The following is a 15596-nucleotide window of genomic DNA, read 5'->3' on the forward strand; positions in this document are numbered from 1 at the left end:
CACATAGCCGGGCCCCTGCTTGCGCGCGGCGGTGGTCACGTCGCCCAGGTCGTAGCGGGACTGGCGCTCGACGTGGGCGAAGGCCAGTTTCAGCTTGCCCGCGGCGATCCGGGGCGCGAGGCCGCCCAGCGCGTCGGTGCCGGCGAACCGGCGCAGCAGGCCGCCGCCCAGGATGACGGTGGCGAAATAGGGTTCCAGCACCAGGCCGCGGCCGAACGCCTCCATGACGATCGACGTCTCCACCGCGCCGCCGTCGAAGCCGCCCAGGGTTTCGGGGAACGGCAGGCCCAGCAGGCCGAGTTCGGTGATCTGGTCCCACATGGCGGCCGAATGGCCCGCCGGTTCCCGCAGGTATTTCTTGCGCTGCTCGAACGCGTAGTGATCGGCGATCAGCCGGTCGACGCTGTCCTTCAGCAGGCGCTGGTCGTCGGTCAGGTCGAAATCCATCGGAACCCCCTCAGAGACCCAGTATCGCCTTGGCGATGATGTTGCGCTGGATCTCGTTCGACCCGCCGTAGATCGAGACCTTGCGGTAGTTGAAATACATCGGCGCCGCCTCGGTCGCATAGTCGGGACCGACGACGGGTTCGTTGTTGCCGTCGAACTCCCGCTGGTACGGCATCATGAACGGCCCCACCACCTCCATCAGCAGTTCGGTCAGTTGCTGCTGGATCACCGAACCTTTCAGCTTCAGGATCGAGGACGCGGGGTTCTGCTTGCCCTTTTCCCGTTTCCTTTCATCCGAGACGACCCGGAGCTGGGTCATCTCCAGCGCCTTCAGCTCGATCTCGATCGCCGTCAGCTTCTCCATGAAGCGCGGGTTCTCGATCATCGGCCGGCCGCCCTTGAACTCCAGCGCGGCGAGTTCCTTGATGCGCGCGACCTTGGCCTTGGACATGCCGACGCGGGCGATGCCGGTGCGTTCGTTGCCCAGCAGGAACTTCGCGTAGTCCCATCCCTTGTTCTCCTGGCCCACCAGGTTCTCGACCGGGACTTCGACGTTGTCGAAGAACACCTCGTTCACCTCGCGGCCGCCGTCGATCGTGACGATCGGGCGGACGGTGATGCCGGGGGTCTTCATGTCGATCAGCAGGAAGGAGATGCCTTCCTGCTGTTTCGCCGCCGGATCGGTGCGCACCAGGCAGAAGATCCAGTCGGCGTATTGCGCCAGCGTGGTCCAGATCTTCTGGCCGTTGACGATGTACTTGTCGCCCTTGCGCTCTGCCTTGGTGCGCAGCGAGGCGAGGTCCGACCCCGATCCCGGCTCCGAGAAGCCCTGGCACCAGAAGATGTCGGCGTTCGCCGTGGCGGGCAGGAAGCGGCGCTTGATGTCGTCGTTGGCGAACTGGGCGATGACCGGCCCCACCATCGAGACGTTGAAGCCGATCGGCGGCGGGCAGTTCGCCTGCTGCATCTCGTCCTGGTAGAAATAGACCTGCACCGGCGACCAGCCGCGCCCGCCCCACTCCACCGGCCAGTTCGGCGTCGCCCAGCCGCGGGCGTTGAGGATGCGCTGCGACGTGATCATGTCGTCGCGGGTCAGTCCCTCACCCTCGGCGACCTTGTCGCGGATGGATCGGGGGATCTCGGTGCGGAAGAAATGCCGAGCCTCGTCGCGGAACGCGAGTTCCTCGGGCGTGAAGGAGAGGTCCATGCGTCGTTCCTCTTGAACCGGTCGTCACTGATAGGCGACGACCGGAGGGGGCGTCAAACGATGGCGACGACGCGCGGGCCGCCGCGCCGCGCGGGTTTCCGCCCGTCCGTCGCCGCCCCGGACTCACGCCGCGAAGCCGGGGTCCGAGCGGGCGGGCGAGCACGCGCGGATTTCAGAGAACCGGCCCCCCGTGGGGGCCGCCGGAAGGGCCCGGCCGGTTATCCGCCTGCACCGTGGGCTCCTTGCCCAAAGAGGGTTTCTGCAGCTTTCGCCAGATCCCGGCATCGCGGTCGTAGAAGTCCGGGCGGAACTGCAATTTCCCGTCGGCATCGACGAATGCCGTCTGATAGACCACGAACACCGGCACCGGCGTCGGAAGGTCGTGCCGGGTCGTGCCGCCCGCCGCGATCCCTTCGTCGATCTCGTCTTTCGGCTGCTGCATCAGCAGGGCGGCGAATTCGCGCGGGTCCTGCACCCGGATGCATCCGTGGCTGATGCGGCGGTTGTCGCGGTTGAAGATGTATTTGTCCGGCGTGTCGTGCAGGTAGACGTCGAACCGGTTCGGCATATCGAACATGATCTGCCCGAGCCCTGCATCGGGTCCCGGCAGTTGCTCAGCCTCGCCGCTGGGCAGCATGACCATGTTGTTCCGGACCAGATAGTTCGGGTCGCGGCTGATCGCCGGCAGGATCTCGGCCGTCACGATGTCCTTGGGGATGACCCATGGCGGGTTGAAGAAGCTCGCGTCGATCGTGGCGCGAAACTCCGGGCTCTGGTTGTGCTTGACGTCTTCGCCCACGACGACCCGGGTCGAGAACACCGGCTGGTCGTCGCGATAAAGCACCAGCCGCTGGTCCGCGACGTTCACCCAGACCCGGTCCTCCGGCAGCGACCGCGGCAGCCAGCGTTGGCGTTCAAGGTTCACCTCGATCGTCCGCACGCGGCCCTTGGCGACCTTGTTGCCGGCCGCGGCGGCCGCGCGATACTTCCGCAAGGCGTCCAGCAGCGCCGTGTAGGTCGGCGTGGTCGGCGCCAGCGCCTCGATCTCCGCCGCCGGATCGGAACTGTCCATCGCGTCGTCGAGAACGGCGGCCACATTGACCGGCCCGGGAGTCAACACTTCGTCATCGCCGCGGCGCTCGACCGGCACCGCGCCACGGGCCAGCGCGTCCGCGTAGGACAGGAAAGCGTCCGACAGCACCAATTCGCGATCGACCGGCGGCAATGTTTCGCTGCGCTGCAGCAGATCGGCGTGAAACAGGTCCGGGTTGAGCCCCTGGTCGCCGGCATGCAGCACCGCGTCCACCAGCGAATCCGCCTGTTCCGGCCGTGTCGTCCAGACCGGCTCGAAGTCATGGCGCGCGTAGAAGCGCTGCAGCAGCGCGGCATTCAGCCGCTCACCGTCGACGACGAGGTCAGACGCGTCCTCGATCCGGCTGCGGAGGTCCGTATCGCCCTGCGGTGCCAGGATGGAGGCCGCCTCCGGCTGCGGATCCGTGCCGCAGGCGGTTAATGAACATACCGCGACGAGAGCGATCATGCCGCCTGCGATTTTGTTGCGTCGCGATACCCGGGATCGGGCAAAAGTCGAAGGTTTTTGGCGGCCGAAGCCGACCGTCCGCCACGGCATACACACTCGCACCATTCCTCGACCTCTGCCGATCCGCACAACTAATAGTTTGACACTTCGTTCAGAATTGCCCTTAAAATTTGCTGTGTCTACGAGTAGTGCAGTGAAGGAGTAGCGGATGGTTGCCGTTTCCGAGACAGTAACTCGTCGCAGGCGGTTCGGTGGTGCGACAATGGTGGCCGTCTTGGTCCCCGTTGCGCTCCTCGCGGCCTGTTCCCAGAAGCCCCCCCCGCCGCCGCCAGAGCCGGCACCGGTCCAAGCGGCCCCGCAGCCCGCGCCGGCCCCCGCTCCGGTTCCGCCGGCGCGAGGCTAGTGTCCCGAACCCGGAATCCAGCGGATTCCGGGTCCAAAGCGGACATTAAGCAAGTCGATTGGGTCAGTCGCCTGTTCATCCCTGATATCCTTTCGTGAAATTCAGGGATGAGGCACTGACGCCAGTCGGTTTTGCGTTGGAATTTTGCCCCCGCCTCCCTTGTTCCGCCCCCCTTTGGCCGGATGCCAGGGTCGGAACCACAGGCGATCGCGCGCCGCGTAAGGCTCAGGCCGCGCCCTGCCCCCTCTCATACCAGCCGCGCGAACGCCGGACGATGTGCACCACGGACAGCATCACCGGCACCTCGACCAGCACGCCGACGACGGTGGCGAGTGCCGCGCCGGATTGAAAGCCGAACAGCACGATCGCGGTCGCCACAGCCAACTCGAAGAAGTTGCTTGCCCCGATCAGCGCCGACGGACCCGCCACGCACCATTCGACGCCGAGCGCTCGGTTCAGCCAGTAGGCGATGCCGGCGTTGAGGTAGACCTGGATCACGATCGGCACCGCAAGCAGCACGATGACCGTCGGCTGGCGGATGATCTGCTCCCCCTGCAACCCGAACAACAGGACCAGCGTCAGAAGCAGCGCCGAGAGAGAGATGGGCGCGAGGGCCCGCAGCGTGCGGTCGAGCGCGGGCGCCCCGCCCTGCGCCAGCCGGGCACGCCGCCAGACCTGCGCGATCGCCACGGGCACCACGATATAGAGGACGACGGACAGGAACAGCGTGTCCCAGGGCACGGTGATCGCCGAAAGACCCAGCAGCAGCCCGACGATCGGCGCGAAGGCCAGCACCATGATGGTGTCGTTGAGCGCGACCTGGCTCAGCGTGAAGTGGGGCTCTCCCTCCACCAGGTTCGACCAGACGAACACCATGGCCGTGCAGGGCGCGGCGGCGAGCAGGATCAAGCCGGCGATGTAGCTGCTGATCTGGTCGGGCGGCAGGTAGGGCCGCAGCAGGTGCGCGATGAAGATCCAGGCCAGCAGCGCCATGGAGAACGGCTTGATCAGCCAGTTGACCCCGACCGTGGTGGCGATGCCGCGCCAATGCCGGCCCACCTCCTTCAGCGCGGCGGGATCGATCTTGAGCAGCATCGGAATGACCATGAGCCAGACCAGCAAGGCAACCGGCATGTTGACCTGGGCGACGGTCGCCTCGCCCAGCAGGTGAAAGACGCCGGGCACGAACCGACCGAGGACCACGCCGACGATGATGCAGAGCGCGACCCAGACGGTCAGGAAGCGCTCGAAGACGCCCATGCCGGGCCTGGGCGCGGAAATCCCGGCCGCGGCGATGCTTGACCCGTTCATGATGCGTGATCCTCGATCGCGTCGTCGTTGCCCGCGCACCGAAACAGCACGTCGAAAGGGCGGTGTGCCATGGCGTTCATCCGCAGCAGCTTGGGGCACAGCACGCGGCTTCGTCCGCGCCCGGCTTGCGGCCCTCGATGATTGCGGAGGAAACGTACTCCTCGATACCGCGGCCAGGCGCCCAGCTTGCGATCATGTCGCGGCTGTCCGGTTTCACCTCGATGCGCACGTCGCGGAAGCCGGCCGCTTCCAGCCATCCCCTGATGCTCTGCGCCGGCGCCGCGCCGGCGATGCAGCCGCAGACCAGAGCCTGATCGCGCGCCAGTTCGGCCGTCAGTTCGTGGATGTTCACCACATCCGAGATCGCGAGCCGCCCGCCCGGCTTCAGCACGCGGAAGGCTTCGCGGAAGACCTGCGCCTTGTCCGGCACCAGGTTGATCACGCAGTTCGACAGGATCACGTCGGCGGTGTTGTCGGCGACGGGCAGGTGTTCGATGTCGCCCAGGCGGAACTCGACGTTCTCCGCGCCGATGCGCGCGGCGTTGTCGCGGGCGCGCTTCAGCATCTCATGGGTCATGTCGACGCCGATCACGCGACCGTCCGGCCCGACCTGCCTGGCGGCGAGCAGGCAGTCGAAGCCTGCGCCGCTGCCGAGATCGATGACGGTCTCGCCGGGCCGCATGGCCGCGATGGCCTGCGGGTTGCCGCAACCGAGGCCGAGATTGGCCCCTTCCGGCACGGCTGCCAGGTCATCGGCGGAATAGCCCATCTGCTTCGACTTGCCGTCGGCGGTGGCGCCGGTCGCCGCACCGCAGCAGGAAGCGGCGGCCGCGTCGGCGACGGTCCCGGCCGCGATGCCGTGATAGCGGTCGCGGACCATCTCCTTGACCGCATTCGCGTCCATTGGGGCGTCCATTGGGGTGTCTAGTGGGGCGTCCATTGGTCTGTCCTTTCGTGTCCCGGTGTCCGGTGTCGTGGGTCAGGCGGAGCGGTTGCGCGCGGGGGGCGGCGGCGTATCGACCTCCGGCCGGCAGGCCGGCGCACAGGCGCCGCGGCCGCAGCAGTTCTCGGTGAGAAACCCGATCAACCCGTTCATCGCGGCGAAGTCGGCGGCATAGATGAGCTGCCGGCTCACCCGGCGCTGCGTGATCAGTCCGGCACGGTGAAGGTGCTGGACGTGAAAGGTCAGCGACGATGGCGGGATGTCGAGCCGTTCGGCGATGACGCCGGCCGGGAGTCCGTCGGGCCCGCGCTCCACCAGCATGCGGAAGATCGCGAGGCGCGTCTCATGCGCGAGGGCCGAGAGGGCCTGCACGGTTTGGGAGCTGTCCATGCCAGAATCCGATGTTTCGCGTGACACGACCCTTTCCGTCACGGCCCGGTCGAGCCGGATCGTGACGATGAAGGCCGCGATCGACGGCGCTTGGCGTGACATCGGACTAGCACAAGGCCATCGGGCGTATCAATGACAATTCGAGGAAAATCGAAAAGCCACGCGATACCGCCGCCCGAACGTCGGCATACGGGGCGTCGCACCCCGCATGCCGACCGTCTCGAGCCCCGCAGAACGCGGTGCTAAAGCGCTACCGCGACCCCCTCTTCCGCCCGCGTCTCCGGCGCCGGTCGGCGGACGAAGACGGCCACCGACAGCGCGCCCAGCACCGCGATCGCACCGGTCAGGATGAACGCGCTGGTGAACGTCCCCGTCGCCTGCACCAGGAAGCCGGTCGCCATCGGCGCCACGATCCCCGCGCAGTTGGCGATCAGGTGCACGAACCCGCCGACCGCGCCGACCCGCGCGCCCTCCACCGTATCCAGCACGATGGCGAAATAGGTGCTGGCGGTCAGGTACATGAAGAACACCGAGACCGCCATCAGCGTGACGACCATCGCGATGGTGCTCGCGACGCCGGCCAGCGCCACGCACACCGCGGCGATCGCCAGGCTGCCCACCAGGATCAGCTTGCGCGAGAACAGCGCGTTCCCGGTGCGGCGGAACACCGCGTCGCAGACGAAGCCGCTGGACGCGAGGCCCAGGAACCCGACCAGCCAGGGGATCGCGTTGGTGAACGCCATGTCATGGACGCTGAGGTGCCGCGCCATGGTCAGGTAGCTGGGGAACCAGGACAGGAAGAAATAGAGGATATAGGCATAGCCGAAGAAGGCGAAGCCGGTCGCCAGGATCGCCGGGCGGCGCAGGTAGGTGCCCAGCGGGATCGTCGCCGGCGGCGGAGGGGGCGGCGCTTCCTCGGCCAGTTCCTCCGGCGGGACGTCGCGCAGCAGCCGGTGCTCGTGCGGCCGGTCCTTCATCAGCAGCACCCAGCCGGCGACCCAGAGCAGGCCGACCGCGGCGATGACGATGAACGACGCCCGCCAGCCGACGGCGAGCGCGATCATGCCCACCAGCGGACCGGCCAGCGCGGCGCCCAGCGGCTGGCCGGCATTGGCGATGCCGATGGCGCTCGCCTGCTCATGGCGGGGGAACCAGTTGGCGACGACCTTGTTGGCGGTCGAGCTGAACGGCCCCTCGCCGGTGCCGAAGATGATCCGCACGATCACCAGCGTCACGATCCCGGTCGCCGCCGCCGTCAGGCCGCAGAACACCGACCAGACCGTCATGGCGATCGTAAAGACGTTCTTCGGCCCGATCTTGTCCGAGGCCCAGCCGCCGACGAAGCAGAACGGCGCATAGCCCCAGAAGAAGCAGCTGAAGACGATGCCAAGCTGGGCCGGGTCCAGCCCCAGGTCCTTCGACAGCAATGGCGCCGCCACCGACAGCGCCGCTCGGTCGAGGTACGAAATCCCGCCCCCGATGAACAGGATGATCATGATCAGCCAGCGCAGCCGCGCGTACAGGCCCGATTTCATGGGCGTTTCTCCCTTGAAGGCGCCGGCTCTGCGGCCGGTCGCGTGATGTGACGGGTCAGGCGGCGGGGTCAGGCGGCGGTCTGGCGGCCGGTGCCGCGCATCAGGATGTCCTGGTTCGCGCCCATGACCTGCGCGTGGAAGGCCTGCGCCTCCGGCCCGAAATCCGAGGCGGGGCGCTGTTCCGGCAGGAAGTTGTGATAGGCGTCCACGCCGCGCACCAGCGTCGCGGTGTCGCGCATGCCGACGACCTGGCGGACATGGGTGGGCAGGTAGCGGATCGCGAAGCCGATGCGCCGGCGCGTCGACGGGTTCGGGTCCGATCCGTGGATCAGCCGGACATGGTGCAGCGACATCTCGCCGGGCTGCAGTTCCAGCATCCGCGCCTGGGCCTCGTCGACCTCGACTTCGATCTCCTGCCCGCGGCTCAGCAGGTTGCCTTCCGCGAACGTGTCGCGGTGCGCGATCTGGTCCAGCTTGTGCGTGTCGGTGATGACCCGCATCGCCCCGTTCGCGGCGGTGCTTTCCGACAGCGCGACCCAGGCGGTGACGATGTCGGCCGGGTCCAGGCCCCAATAGGTCGAGTCCTGGTGCCAGGAGACATAGCCCTTGTCCTGCGCCTCCTTGATGAAGAAGCTCGAGCCCCAGCACAGGATGTTCGGACCGATGATGTCCTCCACCGCGTCGAGAATCGCGTCGTTGCGGATAAGCTGGTCGAGCCAGGTGAACAGCAGGTGGCTCTTGTGGCGCATCGGTCCGCGCAGCCGGCCGTGGGCGGCCTCGTGCGCTTCCAGCTTGGCGCGCAGCGCGGTGGCGTCCGCCTCCTCCATGACCCGGATCGGGGCGTAGTAGCCGTGCTCGTTGTAGAATGAGACCTTCTCGGGGCTCAGCGCTTTCATGTGGCGTTCCTTCTGCCTAATTCACTTTCTTGGGTGAAATTGGATTTTCAAGAGCAAAAATCGAATGCCGCAGGATGTCAACGCCAATCGTCAGGAAGCCGCCAGTTCGGCCCCCGCGCTGGACAAGGGGCTGGACCTTCTGGAGGTGCTGGCGAACGAGCCGGGGGGCCTGACGCAGAAACAGGTCGCCGAACGGGTCGGCCGGTCCGCCAGCGAGATCTTCCGCATGCTGGGCGTGCTGCAGCGGCGCGGCTATATCGCGCGCGACGCCGAAAGCGGCGCGTACAGCCTCACGCTTCGGCTGTTCGACCTGGCGACGCGCCATCCCCCGACGCGGCGGCTGCAGCACGCCGCGCAGCCGGTGATGGACCGGCTGGCGGCGGAGACCGGGCTGTGCTGCCACCTGAGCGTGCTGGCGAGCGAGACCCGGTTCATGAGCATCGCGACCGCGCTGGCGCCCAATCCGATGAACTGGGTGGTGAAGCTGGGCGCCAGCTTTCCGCTGACCATGCCCTATACGTCGGCGCGCGTGCTGGCGGCGTTCCAGGACGATTCGCGGCGGGCGTCGCTGGTGCGGGCCCTGGCGGAAGGAAGCGGCGTGACGGCGGCGGCGGTGACCGAACGGCTCGATGCCATCCGGCGGACGGGTTACGACATCATGCCGAGCGAGGTGGCGGAAGGGATCACCGACCTGAGCCATCCGGTGCCGGATGCGGCGGGCCACGCGCTGGCGGCGCTGACCCTGCCCTTCATGCCCTGGTGCGCCCGGACGGCGGACGCGGCCGCCACCGTGCCGGCACTGATTTCAGCCGCCGCGGAGATCGCGCGGCGGCTGCATGGCTGATCGGCCCCAAGACCGGTCGGCCAAAAGACCGATCGGCCCAAAGACCAGTCGGGCATTGCCGATCAGGCCGCGGTCTTCTTCAGCCGGTCGTGGAACGTCTTGCGGAACTTCGCGACTTTCGGCGCCACCACGACCTGGCAATAGCCGCTCCAGGGGTTGCGGGCGAAGTAGTCGTGATGCTCCTCCTCGGCCGGGTAGAACCTGGTCAGCGGCTCGATCGTGGTGACGATCGTGCCGGGCCAGATCTTGGCGTCGGCGATCTCCCGGATCACCGCTTCCGCCGTGGCCCGCTGCCGGTCGGAGTCCGTCAGGATGATGGAACGGTATTGCGGCCCGACATCGTTGCCCTGCCGGTCCTTGGTGGTCGGATCGTGGATGGTGAAGAACACGCGCAGCAGGTCGGCATAGGACAGTTCGGCGGGATCGAACGTGACCTGCACCACTTCGGCATGACCCGTGCGGCCGCTGCAGACCTGCTTGTAGCTGGGGTTGTCGACATGGCCGCCGGCATAGCCGGACATGACCGAGGTTACGCCCTTCAGGTCCTTGAAGACGGCCTCCAGGCACCAGAAGCAGCCGCCACCCAGTGTCGCGGTTTCGGTTGAAGCGCTCATGCCGCGTTGCCTCCTTGGTTTGCGCGCGGAGGATATAGGGTGCCGCGGCCGGTTGGGAATGGCGGGGTGGCCCGGTGCCTGCCATCCTTGACCAGCCCAGGCCCCCGCCCCTTATTCCCCGCATGGACGCGCAGGTTTCAACCAGTACCACCGACGCCGCGCCGGAGGCGGTCGACCTCGCCATCAGCGGGATGACCTGCGCCTCCTGCGTCAACCGCGTCGAGAAAGTGCTCAGCCGCGTGCCCGGCGTCGCGCACGCCTCCGTCAACCTCGCCACCGAACGCGCCCATGTCGTCGGCGCGCATCCGGACCTCGCGGCGCTGATCCGAGCGGTGGAGAAAGCGGGGTATGGGGCCGAGGCAGTGCGGCCGGAGGCGCCGCCCAACGATCCGGCGCCCAAGGACCGGCATGAGCGGCTGATCCTGATCGCCTCCGCCATCCTGTCGGCGCCGTTGCTGCTGGGGATGATCGTTCCGGCCCTGATGCTGCCGGGCTGGGCGCAGTTCGTGCTTGCCACGATCGTGCAGTTCGGCTTCGGCGCCCGCTTCTATCGCGCCGGGTGGAACGCCGCTCGGGCGCTCTCGGGCAACATGGACCTGCTGGTGGCGCTGGGCACCTCGGCGGCCTGGGGGCTGTCGACCTGGACGCTGCTGACGGAACACCATGCCCATCATCTGTATTTCGAATCCTCCGCCCTGCTGATCACCTTCGTCCTCGGCGGCAAATACCTCGAAGCGCGCGCCCGGCGGGGCACGGCCACCGCGATCGCCGCGCTGGTGCGGCTGCGACCGGACACCGCGCGCGTCGAGCGGCATGGCGCCGTCGCCGAGATCGCCATCGCGCAGGTCCGCGTCGGCGACCGCGTCATCGTCCGCCCCGGCGAACGCATCCCCGTCGATGGCCGCGTGCTGTCCGGACGCGCCGCCGTCGACGCCTCCATGCTGACCGGCGAGAGCCTGCCGGTCGAGCACGGCCCCGACGACATGGTTTCCGCCGGCACGATCGCCGCCGACGGCGAACTGACGATCGAGACGACGGCGGTCGGCGCCGAGACCACGCTGGCGCGGATCGTGCGCATCGTGGAGACGGCGCAGGAGACCAAGCCGCCGGTGCAGCGCCTGGCCGACCGGGTCAGCGCCGTGTTCGTCCCGGTGGTGCTGGCGATCGCCGCCGTCACGCTGGCCGGCTGGCTGCTTGCCGGCGCCGGCGTCACCGTCGCGGTCCTGAACGCGGTCTCGGTGCTGGTCATCGCCTGCCCCTGCGCGCTGGGCCTCGCGACCCCGACGGCGATCATGGCCGGCACGGGCGTCGCCGCGCGGCGCGGCATCCTGATCCGCGACGCCGCCGCGCTGGAGCAGGCGCGCTCGGTCCGCATCATCGCCTTCGACAAGACCGGCACGCTGACGCTGGGCAAGCCGCGCCTCGCGCGGATCGAGCCCGCCGACCGGCTGGCCGACGCCGCCGCCCTGCTGTCGGGCAGCGAGCACCCGCTGGCCGAGGCGGTCCGCCAGGCGGCCGAGGGGCTGCCGCTGCCGGCGGTCACGGGTTTCCGCGCGATCCCCGGCATGGGCTGCGCAGGGGTGGTGGACGGGCGGAGCCTGGTGCTGGGCAATGCGCGGCTGATGGGCGAACACGGCATCGCCGTCCCCGCGGCGGAAACGAGCGGGCAGACGCTGTCCTATCTCGGCCAGGCCACGCCCGTCCCCACCCTGCTCGCCACGCTTGGCTTCACCGACACGGTCAAGCCGGGGGCGAGCCGGGCGATGGGGCGCCTGCGGGAGATGGGGCTGCGGACGGTGATGGTGACGGGCGACGCGGAGCCGGCGGCACGGGCGGTCGCCGCGCAGTGCGGGATCGAGGAGGTCCGCGCCGGCGTCCTGCCGGCCGGCAAGGCCGAGGTGGTGCGGGACCTGGCGAAGCAGGGCGCGGTGACGATGGTGGGCGACGGCATCAACGACGCGCCGGCCCTGGCGGCGGCCGATATCGGCATCGCCATGGGCACCGGCACCGATGTCGCGATGCAGACCGCCGGCATCACCCTGATGCGCGGCGACCTGGACCTGGTGGCCGAGGCGATCGACATCTCCCGCCGCACCGTCGGCAAGATCCGCCAAGGCCTGTTCTGGGCCTTTGCCTACAACGCGCTGGGGATCCCGCTGGCGGCGCTGGGCTATCTGAGCCCGGTGATCGCCGGGGCGGCGATGGCGCTGTCGTCGGTCAGCGTCGTCACCAACGCGCTGCTGCTGCTGCGCCGGCGGCCGTACACCGTTTCTTAACCGTCCGCATGGTTCGATCCCCCATGGTTCGGTGCCCCACGGTTCGATGACGGACCAATCGGCGTCGGCCAATCGGTATATCAGCCAGTCGGAAGCAGGCGGTGAGCGTGGCGAACCAGGCAGACGAGATCCAGCAGGCGATTTGCACGACGCTGCGCGCCGACCTTGCGGAGCTGCGCAGCTTCGTCGACCGGCGCATCGCCGAACTCAGCGCCGAGGTGCATGCCACGGTCGAGCTGATGGATTTCAGCGAGTCGAACCTGACCAGCCAGCTGTCGTCGATCCGCGAGCAGATCGGCGGCATCATCGCCCTGCCCTCGGCGGCGACGCGCAACAGCGGGCTGGAGCTGGAGGCCGTGGTGGAGGCGACCGACCAGGCGGCGAACCGGATCATGGAGGCGGCGGAGGCGATCGGCGACTGGGCCAGCCGGGGCCGCCGGGATCCCGCGGCGATCGAGGAGCTGGAAGTGCATGTCAACGCGATCTTCGAGGCCTGCGCGTTCCAGGACCTGACCGGCCAGCGCATCCGCCGCACGATCCAGCATCTTCAGCAGGTGGAGGCGATGCTGTCCGACATCATGCCCGGGACGGTCGGGACGCCGGAGGCGGAGAAGGTCGCCGTCTCCGCCCCGCTGGTGCGTCCGCTGCAAAGTCCGAGCGACGCGGCCGCCAACCCCGATCTGGGCCAGGCGGCGATCGACTCGCTGTTCGCGTAAGGGACGGCTATCGAGGGGACGTCGACGGGCCGTTTACGACCGGACCTGCTCGCGGTTGGCGTTGGCGGTCGTCGTCGTTCCGCTGGAACCCGGCAGGGTGCCGACCGGTTTGTCATGCTCCGCCGAGGCATCGTCGGGTTCGGCCATGTTCTTCTTGAACGCCTTGATGCCCTTCGCGAAATCGCCCATCAGGCCGCTGACCTTGTTGCCGCCGCCGAACAGCACGAGGATGACCGCCAGAACGATCAGCCAGTGCCAAATGCTGAAACTACCCATAACTCCTCCACGACCCTGAAGCCCCGCGACCCTGAAAAACCGTACGGCGTCAACGCGGGATCAACGCAACCGGACCATCGACGGGCACCGGGGACGGGACATGGCGCGAACTGGCGCGCATTGCAAGCATTCCCGTCATGGACCCGCGAACGCTTCCGTCCCGGGACCGCCAACCCTTTGGTACAGGCTCTTTTGCGTCAGGTGTGTGAAAGAATGTTCACCCACCGGTCCGAAGCCCTCGCCTGCCGTCGTCGGGGACCCGCCACTCCGTTCGAACCCGTCTCGAAAAATAACGCGCCGATTGCCGGCGGGTGCCTTGCAGTCCGGCCCTGCCGGTCGAACATCATGGGTCGCACATCATGCATCGACGCGGCATTGCCAACACCGCCGCACACCCACATAAATCGCAGCGATGATTCCACGTACGCCCAGACCTGACGGCCGGCCCAGCGGGCGCCCGACCGGACGTCCCCGTGCCTATGCGCCCGATCCGGCGGCCCCGGCGGATCGCGGCTGCGACATGCCCGGCTGTCCGGAGGCCGGGGAATACCGCGCGCCGAAATCCCGTTCCCAGCTCAACGACTATCACTGGTTCTGCCTGGAGCACGTCCGCGCCTACAACGCGAGCTGGGACTTCTATAAGGGCATGTCCCCGGCGGAGATGGAGGCGCAGGTGCGCGCCGATACCGGCTGGCGGCGTCCCACCTGGCCGCTGGGCAGCCTGGGCCAGGCGGCGTGGGACGAGGACGTGCTGAAGGACCCGCTGAACATCCTGCAGTCCGGACTGCAATCCGGGCGCGGCAAGTCCCGGCGGCAGCCGGACGCCGAAAAGCCGCCCGCCGAACTCCGCGAACCGCTCGCCACGCTCGGCCTGTCCTGGCCAACGACGCTGGATGCGGTAAAATCGCGCTACAAGGAACTCGCCAAGCGCCACCACCCGGACGCCAACGGCGGCAGCCGCGACGCCGAGGAGCGTCTGAAGGTCATCAACCTGGCCTATGCGGCGGTGCGCAATCGTCTCGGGACCGATACAAGGGTGCATGCGGGGGGCTAGGAACCCGTTCGCCCTTGCGCCGCGCGCTGTGGCGGTTAGACTTTCCAGGATTTGCAACAGGAAACGCTGGTACCAATGAACACGGCCGTCGATCTTGCCCCACCAACCTCCGCCATCAACCTGCCGGACACGAAAGTCTCGGCGCGGGAGACCTTCGGGCTGGACATCGACATGGATGTGCCCGCCTTCTCGGTGCGAACCGAGCATGTACCGGACCTGGACCCGGCGTACAAGTTCGACCGCGAGACGACGCTCGCGATCCTTGCCGGGTTCGCCTACAACCGGCGGGTGATGATCCAGGGCTATCACGGCACCGGAAAGTCCACGCATATCGAGCAGGTGGCGTCCCGGCTGAACTGGCCCTGCATCCGCGTCAACCTGGACAGCCATATCAGCCGTATCGACCTGATCGGCAAGGACGCGATCGTCCTGAAGGACGGCAAGCAGATCACCGAGTTCCGCGAAGGCATCCTGCCCTGGGCGCTGCAGCATTCCTGCGCGCTGGTGTTCGACGAGTATGACGCCGGCCGGCCGGACGTGATGTTCGTGATCCAGCGCGTGCTGGAAGTCGAAGGCAAGCTGACGCTGCTGGACCAGAACCGCGTCATCCGCCCGCACCCGTCGTTCCGGCTGTTCGCCACCGCCAACACGGTGGGCCTGGGCGACACCACGGGCCTGTATCACGGCACGCAGCAGATCAACCAAGGCCAGATGGACCGCTGGAACATCGTCGCCACGCTGAACTACCTGCCGCACGCGACCGAAACCGCGATCGTGCTGGCGAAGATGGGCGTCGACGGCACCAAGGACGCTGCGGTGAAGAAACAGGTGGAGAGCATGGTCGCGCTTGCCGACCTGACCCGCGCCGGGTTCATCAACGGCGACATCTCCACCGTCATGTCGCCGCGCACGGTGATCACCTGGGCCGAGAACGCCCGCATCTTCGGCGATGTCGGCTTCGCCTTCCGGGTGACCTTCATGAACAAGTGCGACGAGGCGGAACGCTCCACGGTCGCCGAGTACTACCAGCGCTGCTTCAACGAGGACATTCCGACCGGTGGCTTCACGACGCGGAAGTTCGCCTGACGGTCTGATCCGTCGTGGCGGGCGCAGGCCCGCCATCCACGCCTGGCGGCGTGGGAAC

The 15596-nt window shown here is 67.9% G+C and carries 15 protein-coding genes; 5 read left to right on the forward strand and 10 right to left on the reverse strand.

All coding sequences use genetic code 11. The features are described from left to right. From VHB27_RS17330 to VHB27_RS17365, 8 genes are all read right to left on the reverse strand, one after another. On the reverse strand, positions 1 to 447 hold a 447-nt coding region (locus tag VHB27_RS17330; RefSeq protein ID WP_325602759.1), incomplete at its 3' end, for an acyl-CoA dehydrogenase family protein. Between the two features lie 10 nt (positions 448 to 457). Next, positions 458 to 1654: a pimeloyl-CoA dehydrogenase large subunit gene (pimC, locus tag VHB27_RS17335; RefSeq protein WP_325602761.1), complete on the reverse strand. Its 1197-nt coding sequence runs from the start codon at positions 1652 to 1654 to the stop codon at positions 458 to 460. Between the two features lie 172 nt (positions 1655 to 1826). Then, positions 1827 to 3194, reverse strand: a complete 1368-nt coding sequence (locus VHB27_RS17340) for a L,D-transpeptidase family protein (protein ID WP_325602763.1) — start codon at positions 3192 to 3194, stop codon at positions 1827 to 1829. Between the two features lie 628 nt (positions 3195 to 3822). After that, positions 3823 to 4908: an ACR3 family arsenite efflux transporter gene (gene arsB / locus VHB27_RS17345; RefSeq protein WP_325602765.1), complete on the reverse strand. Its 1086-nt coding sequence runs from the start codon at positions 4906 to 4908 to the stop codon at positions 3823 to 3825. A 76-nt stretch (positions 4909 to 4984) separates the two neighbouring features. Continuing rightward, positions 4985 to 5812 (reverse strand): arsenite methyltransferase, encoded by an 828-nt coding sequence (gene arsM / locus VHB27_RS17350; RefSeq protein ID WP_325602767.1) that lies wholly within the window; start codon positions 5810 to 5812, stop codon positions 4985 to 4987. Positions 5813 to 5887: 75 nt separating this feature from the next. Then, complete coding sequence (locus tag VHB27_RS17355) at positions 5888 to 6241, reverse strand: ArsR/SmtB family transcription factor (protein WP_325602769.1); 354 nt, start codon at positions 6239 to 6241, stop codon at positions 5888 to 5890. Positions 6242 to 6483: 242 nt separating this feature from the next. After that, positions 6484 to 7776, reverse strand: coding sequence for an MFS transporter (locus VHB27_RS17360; RefSeq protein WP_325602771.1), 1293 nt, complete (start codon positions 7774 to 7776; stop codon positions 6484 to 6486). 68 nt (positions 7777 to 7844) lie between these two features. Further along, positions 7845 to 8672 (reverse strand): phytanoyl-CoA dioxygenase family protein, encoded by an 828-nt coding sequence (locus VHB27_RS17365; RefSeq protein ID WP_325602773.1) that lies wholly within the window; start codon positions 8670 to 8672, stop codon positions 7845 to 7847. A gap of 64 nt (positions 8673 to 8736) precedes the next feature. On the opposite strand from VHB27_RS17365, the gene VHB27_RS17370 reads away from it, so the two are divergent. Then, a complete protein-coding gene (locus VHB27_RS17370; RefSeq protein ID WP_325602775.1) occupies positions 8737 to 9516 on the forward strand; it encodes an IclR family transcriptional regulator in 780 nt (259 codons plus the stop codon). Positions 9517 to 9578: 62 nt separating this feature from the next. On the opposite strand, the gene msrA is transcribed toward VHB27_RS17370, so the two are convergent. Continuing rightward, a complete protein-coding gene (msrA, locus tag VHB27_RS17375; protein ID WP_325602777.1) occupies positions 9579 to 10130 on the reverse strand; it encodes a peptide-methionine (S)-S-oxide reductase MsrA in 552 nt (183 codons plus the stop codon). A gap of 74 nt (positions 10131 to 10204) precedes the next feature. Here msrA and VHB27_RS17380 point away from each other — a divergent pair, with 74 nt between their 5' ends. After that, positions 10205 to 12406, forward strand: coding sequence for a heavy metal translocating P-type ATPase (locus tag VHB27_RS17380; RefSeq protein WP_325602779.1), 2202 nt, complete (start codon positions 10205 to 10207; stop codon positions 12404 to 12406). 101 nt (positions 12407 to 12507) lie between these two features. Next, positions 12508 to 13122, forward strand: a complete 615-nt coding sequence (locus tag VHB27_RS17385) for a hypothetical protein (RefSeq protein ID WP_325602782.1) — start codon at positions 12508 to 12510, stop codon at positions 13120 to 13122. Between the two features lie 33 nt (positions 13123 to 13155). Here VHB27_RS17385 and VHB27_RS17390 read toward each other — a convergent pair whose 3' ends face one another. Then, on the reverse strand, positions 13156 to 13398 hold the full coding sequence (locus VHB27_RS17390; RefSeq protein WP_325602784.1) for a twin-arginine translocase TatA/TatE family subunit: 243 nt from the start codon (positions 13396 to 13398) through the stop codon (positions 13156 to 13158). Positions 13399 to 13810: 412 nt separating this feature from the next. On the opposite strand from VHB27_RS17390, the gene VHB27_RS17395 reads away from it, so the two are divergent. After that, a complete protein-coding gene (locus VHB27_RS17395; RefSeq protein WP_408904016.1) occupies positions 13811 to 14452 on the forward strand; it encodes a J domain-containing protein in 642 nt (213 codons plus the stop codon). A 75-nt stretch (positions 14453 to 14527) separates the two neighbouring features. Continuing rightward, the gene (cobS, locus tag VHB27_RS17400) at positions 14528 to 15538 is read left to right on the forward strand and encodes a cobaltochelatase subunit CobS (protein ID WP_325602790.1); all 1011 of its coding nucleotides are present in this window, start codon (positions 14528 to 14530) and stop codon (positions 15536 to 15538) included. Positions 15539 to 15596: the final 58 nt, after the last annotated feature.

It is taken from the genome of Rhodopila sp. (assembly GCF_035548235.1).
GTDB lineage: Bacteria > Pseudomonadota > Alphaproteobacteria > Acetobacterales > Acetobacteraceae > Rhodopila.

Bases quoted from the DNA above. Each gene is read 5' to 3' on its own strand.
- pimC (WP_325602761.1), bottom strand. From the start codon at position 1,654: ATGGACCTCTCCTTCACGCCCGAGGAACTCGCGTTCCGCGACGAGGCT.
- VHB27_RS17340 (WP_325602763.1), bottom strand. From the start codon at position 3,194: ATGATCGCTCTCGTCGCGGTATGTTCATTAACCGCCTGCGGCACGGAT.
- arsB (WP_325602765.1), bottom strand. From the start codon at position 4,908: ATGAACGGGTCAAGCATCGCCGCGGCCGGGATTTCCGCGCCCAGGCCC.
- arsM (WP_325602767.1), bottom strand. From the start codon at position 5,812: ATGGACGCGAATGCGGTCAAGGAGATGGTCCGCGACCGCTATCACGGC.
- VHB27_RS17355 (WP_325602769.1), bottom strand. From the start codon at position 6,241: ATGGACAGCTCCCAAACCGTGCAGGCCCTCTCGGCCCTCGCGCATGAG.
- VHB27_RS17360 (WP_325602771.1), bottom strand. From the start codon at position 7,776: ATGAAATCGGGCCTGTACGCGCGGCTGCGCTGGCTGATCATGATCATC.
- VHB27_RS17365 (WP_325602773.1), bottom strand. From the start codon at position 8,672: ATGAAAGCGCTGAGCCCCGAGAAGGTCTCATTCTACAACGAGCACGGC.
- VHB27_RS17370 (WP_325602775.1), top strand. From the start codon at position 8,737: ATGCCGCAGGATGTCAACGCCAATCGTCAGGAAGCCGCCAGTTCGGCC.
- msrA (WP_325602777.1), bottom strand. From the start codon at position 10,130: ATGAGCGCTTCAACCGAAACCGCGACACTGGGTGGCGGCTGCTTCTGG.
- VHB27_RS17390 (WP_325602784.1), bottom strand. From the start codon at position 13,398: ATGGGTAGTTTCAGCATTTGGCACTGGCTGATCGTTCTGGCGGTCATC.
- VHB27_RS17395 (WP_408904016.1), top strand. From the start codon at position 13,811: ATGATTCCACGTACGCCCAGACCTGACGGCCGGCCCAGCGGGCGCCCG.
- cobS (WP_325602790.1), top strand. From the start codon at position 14,528: ATGAACACGGCCGTCGATCTTGCCCCACCAACCTCCGCCATCAACCTG.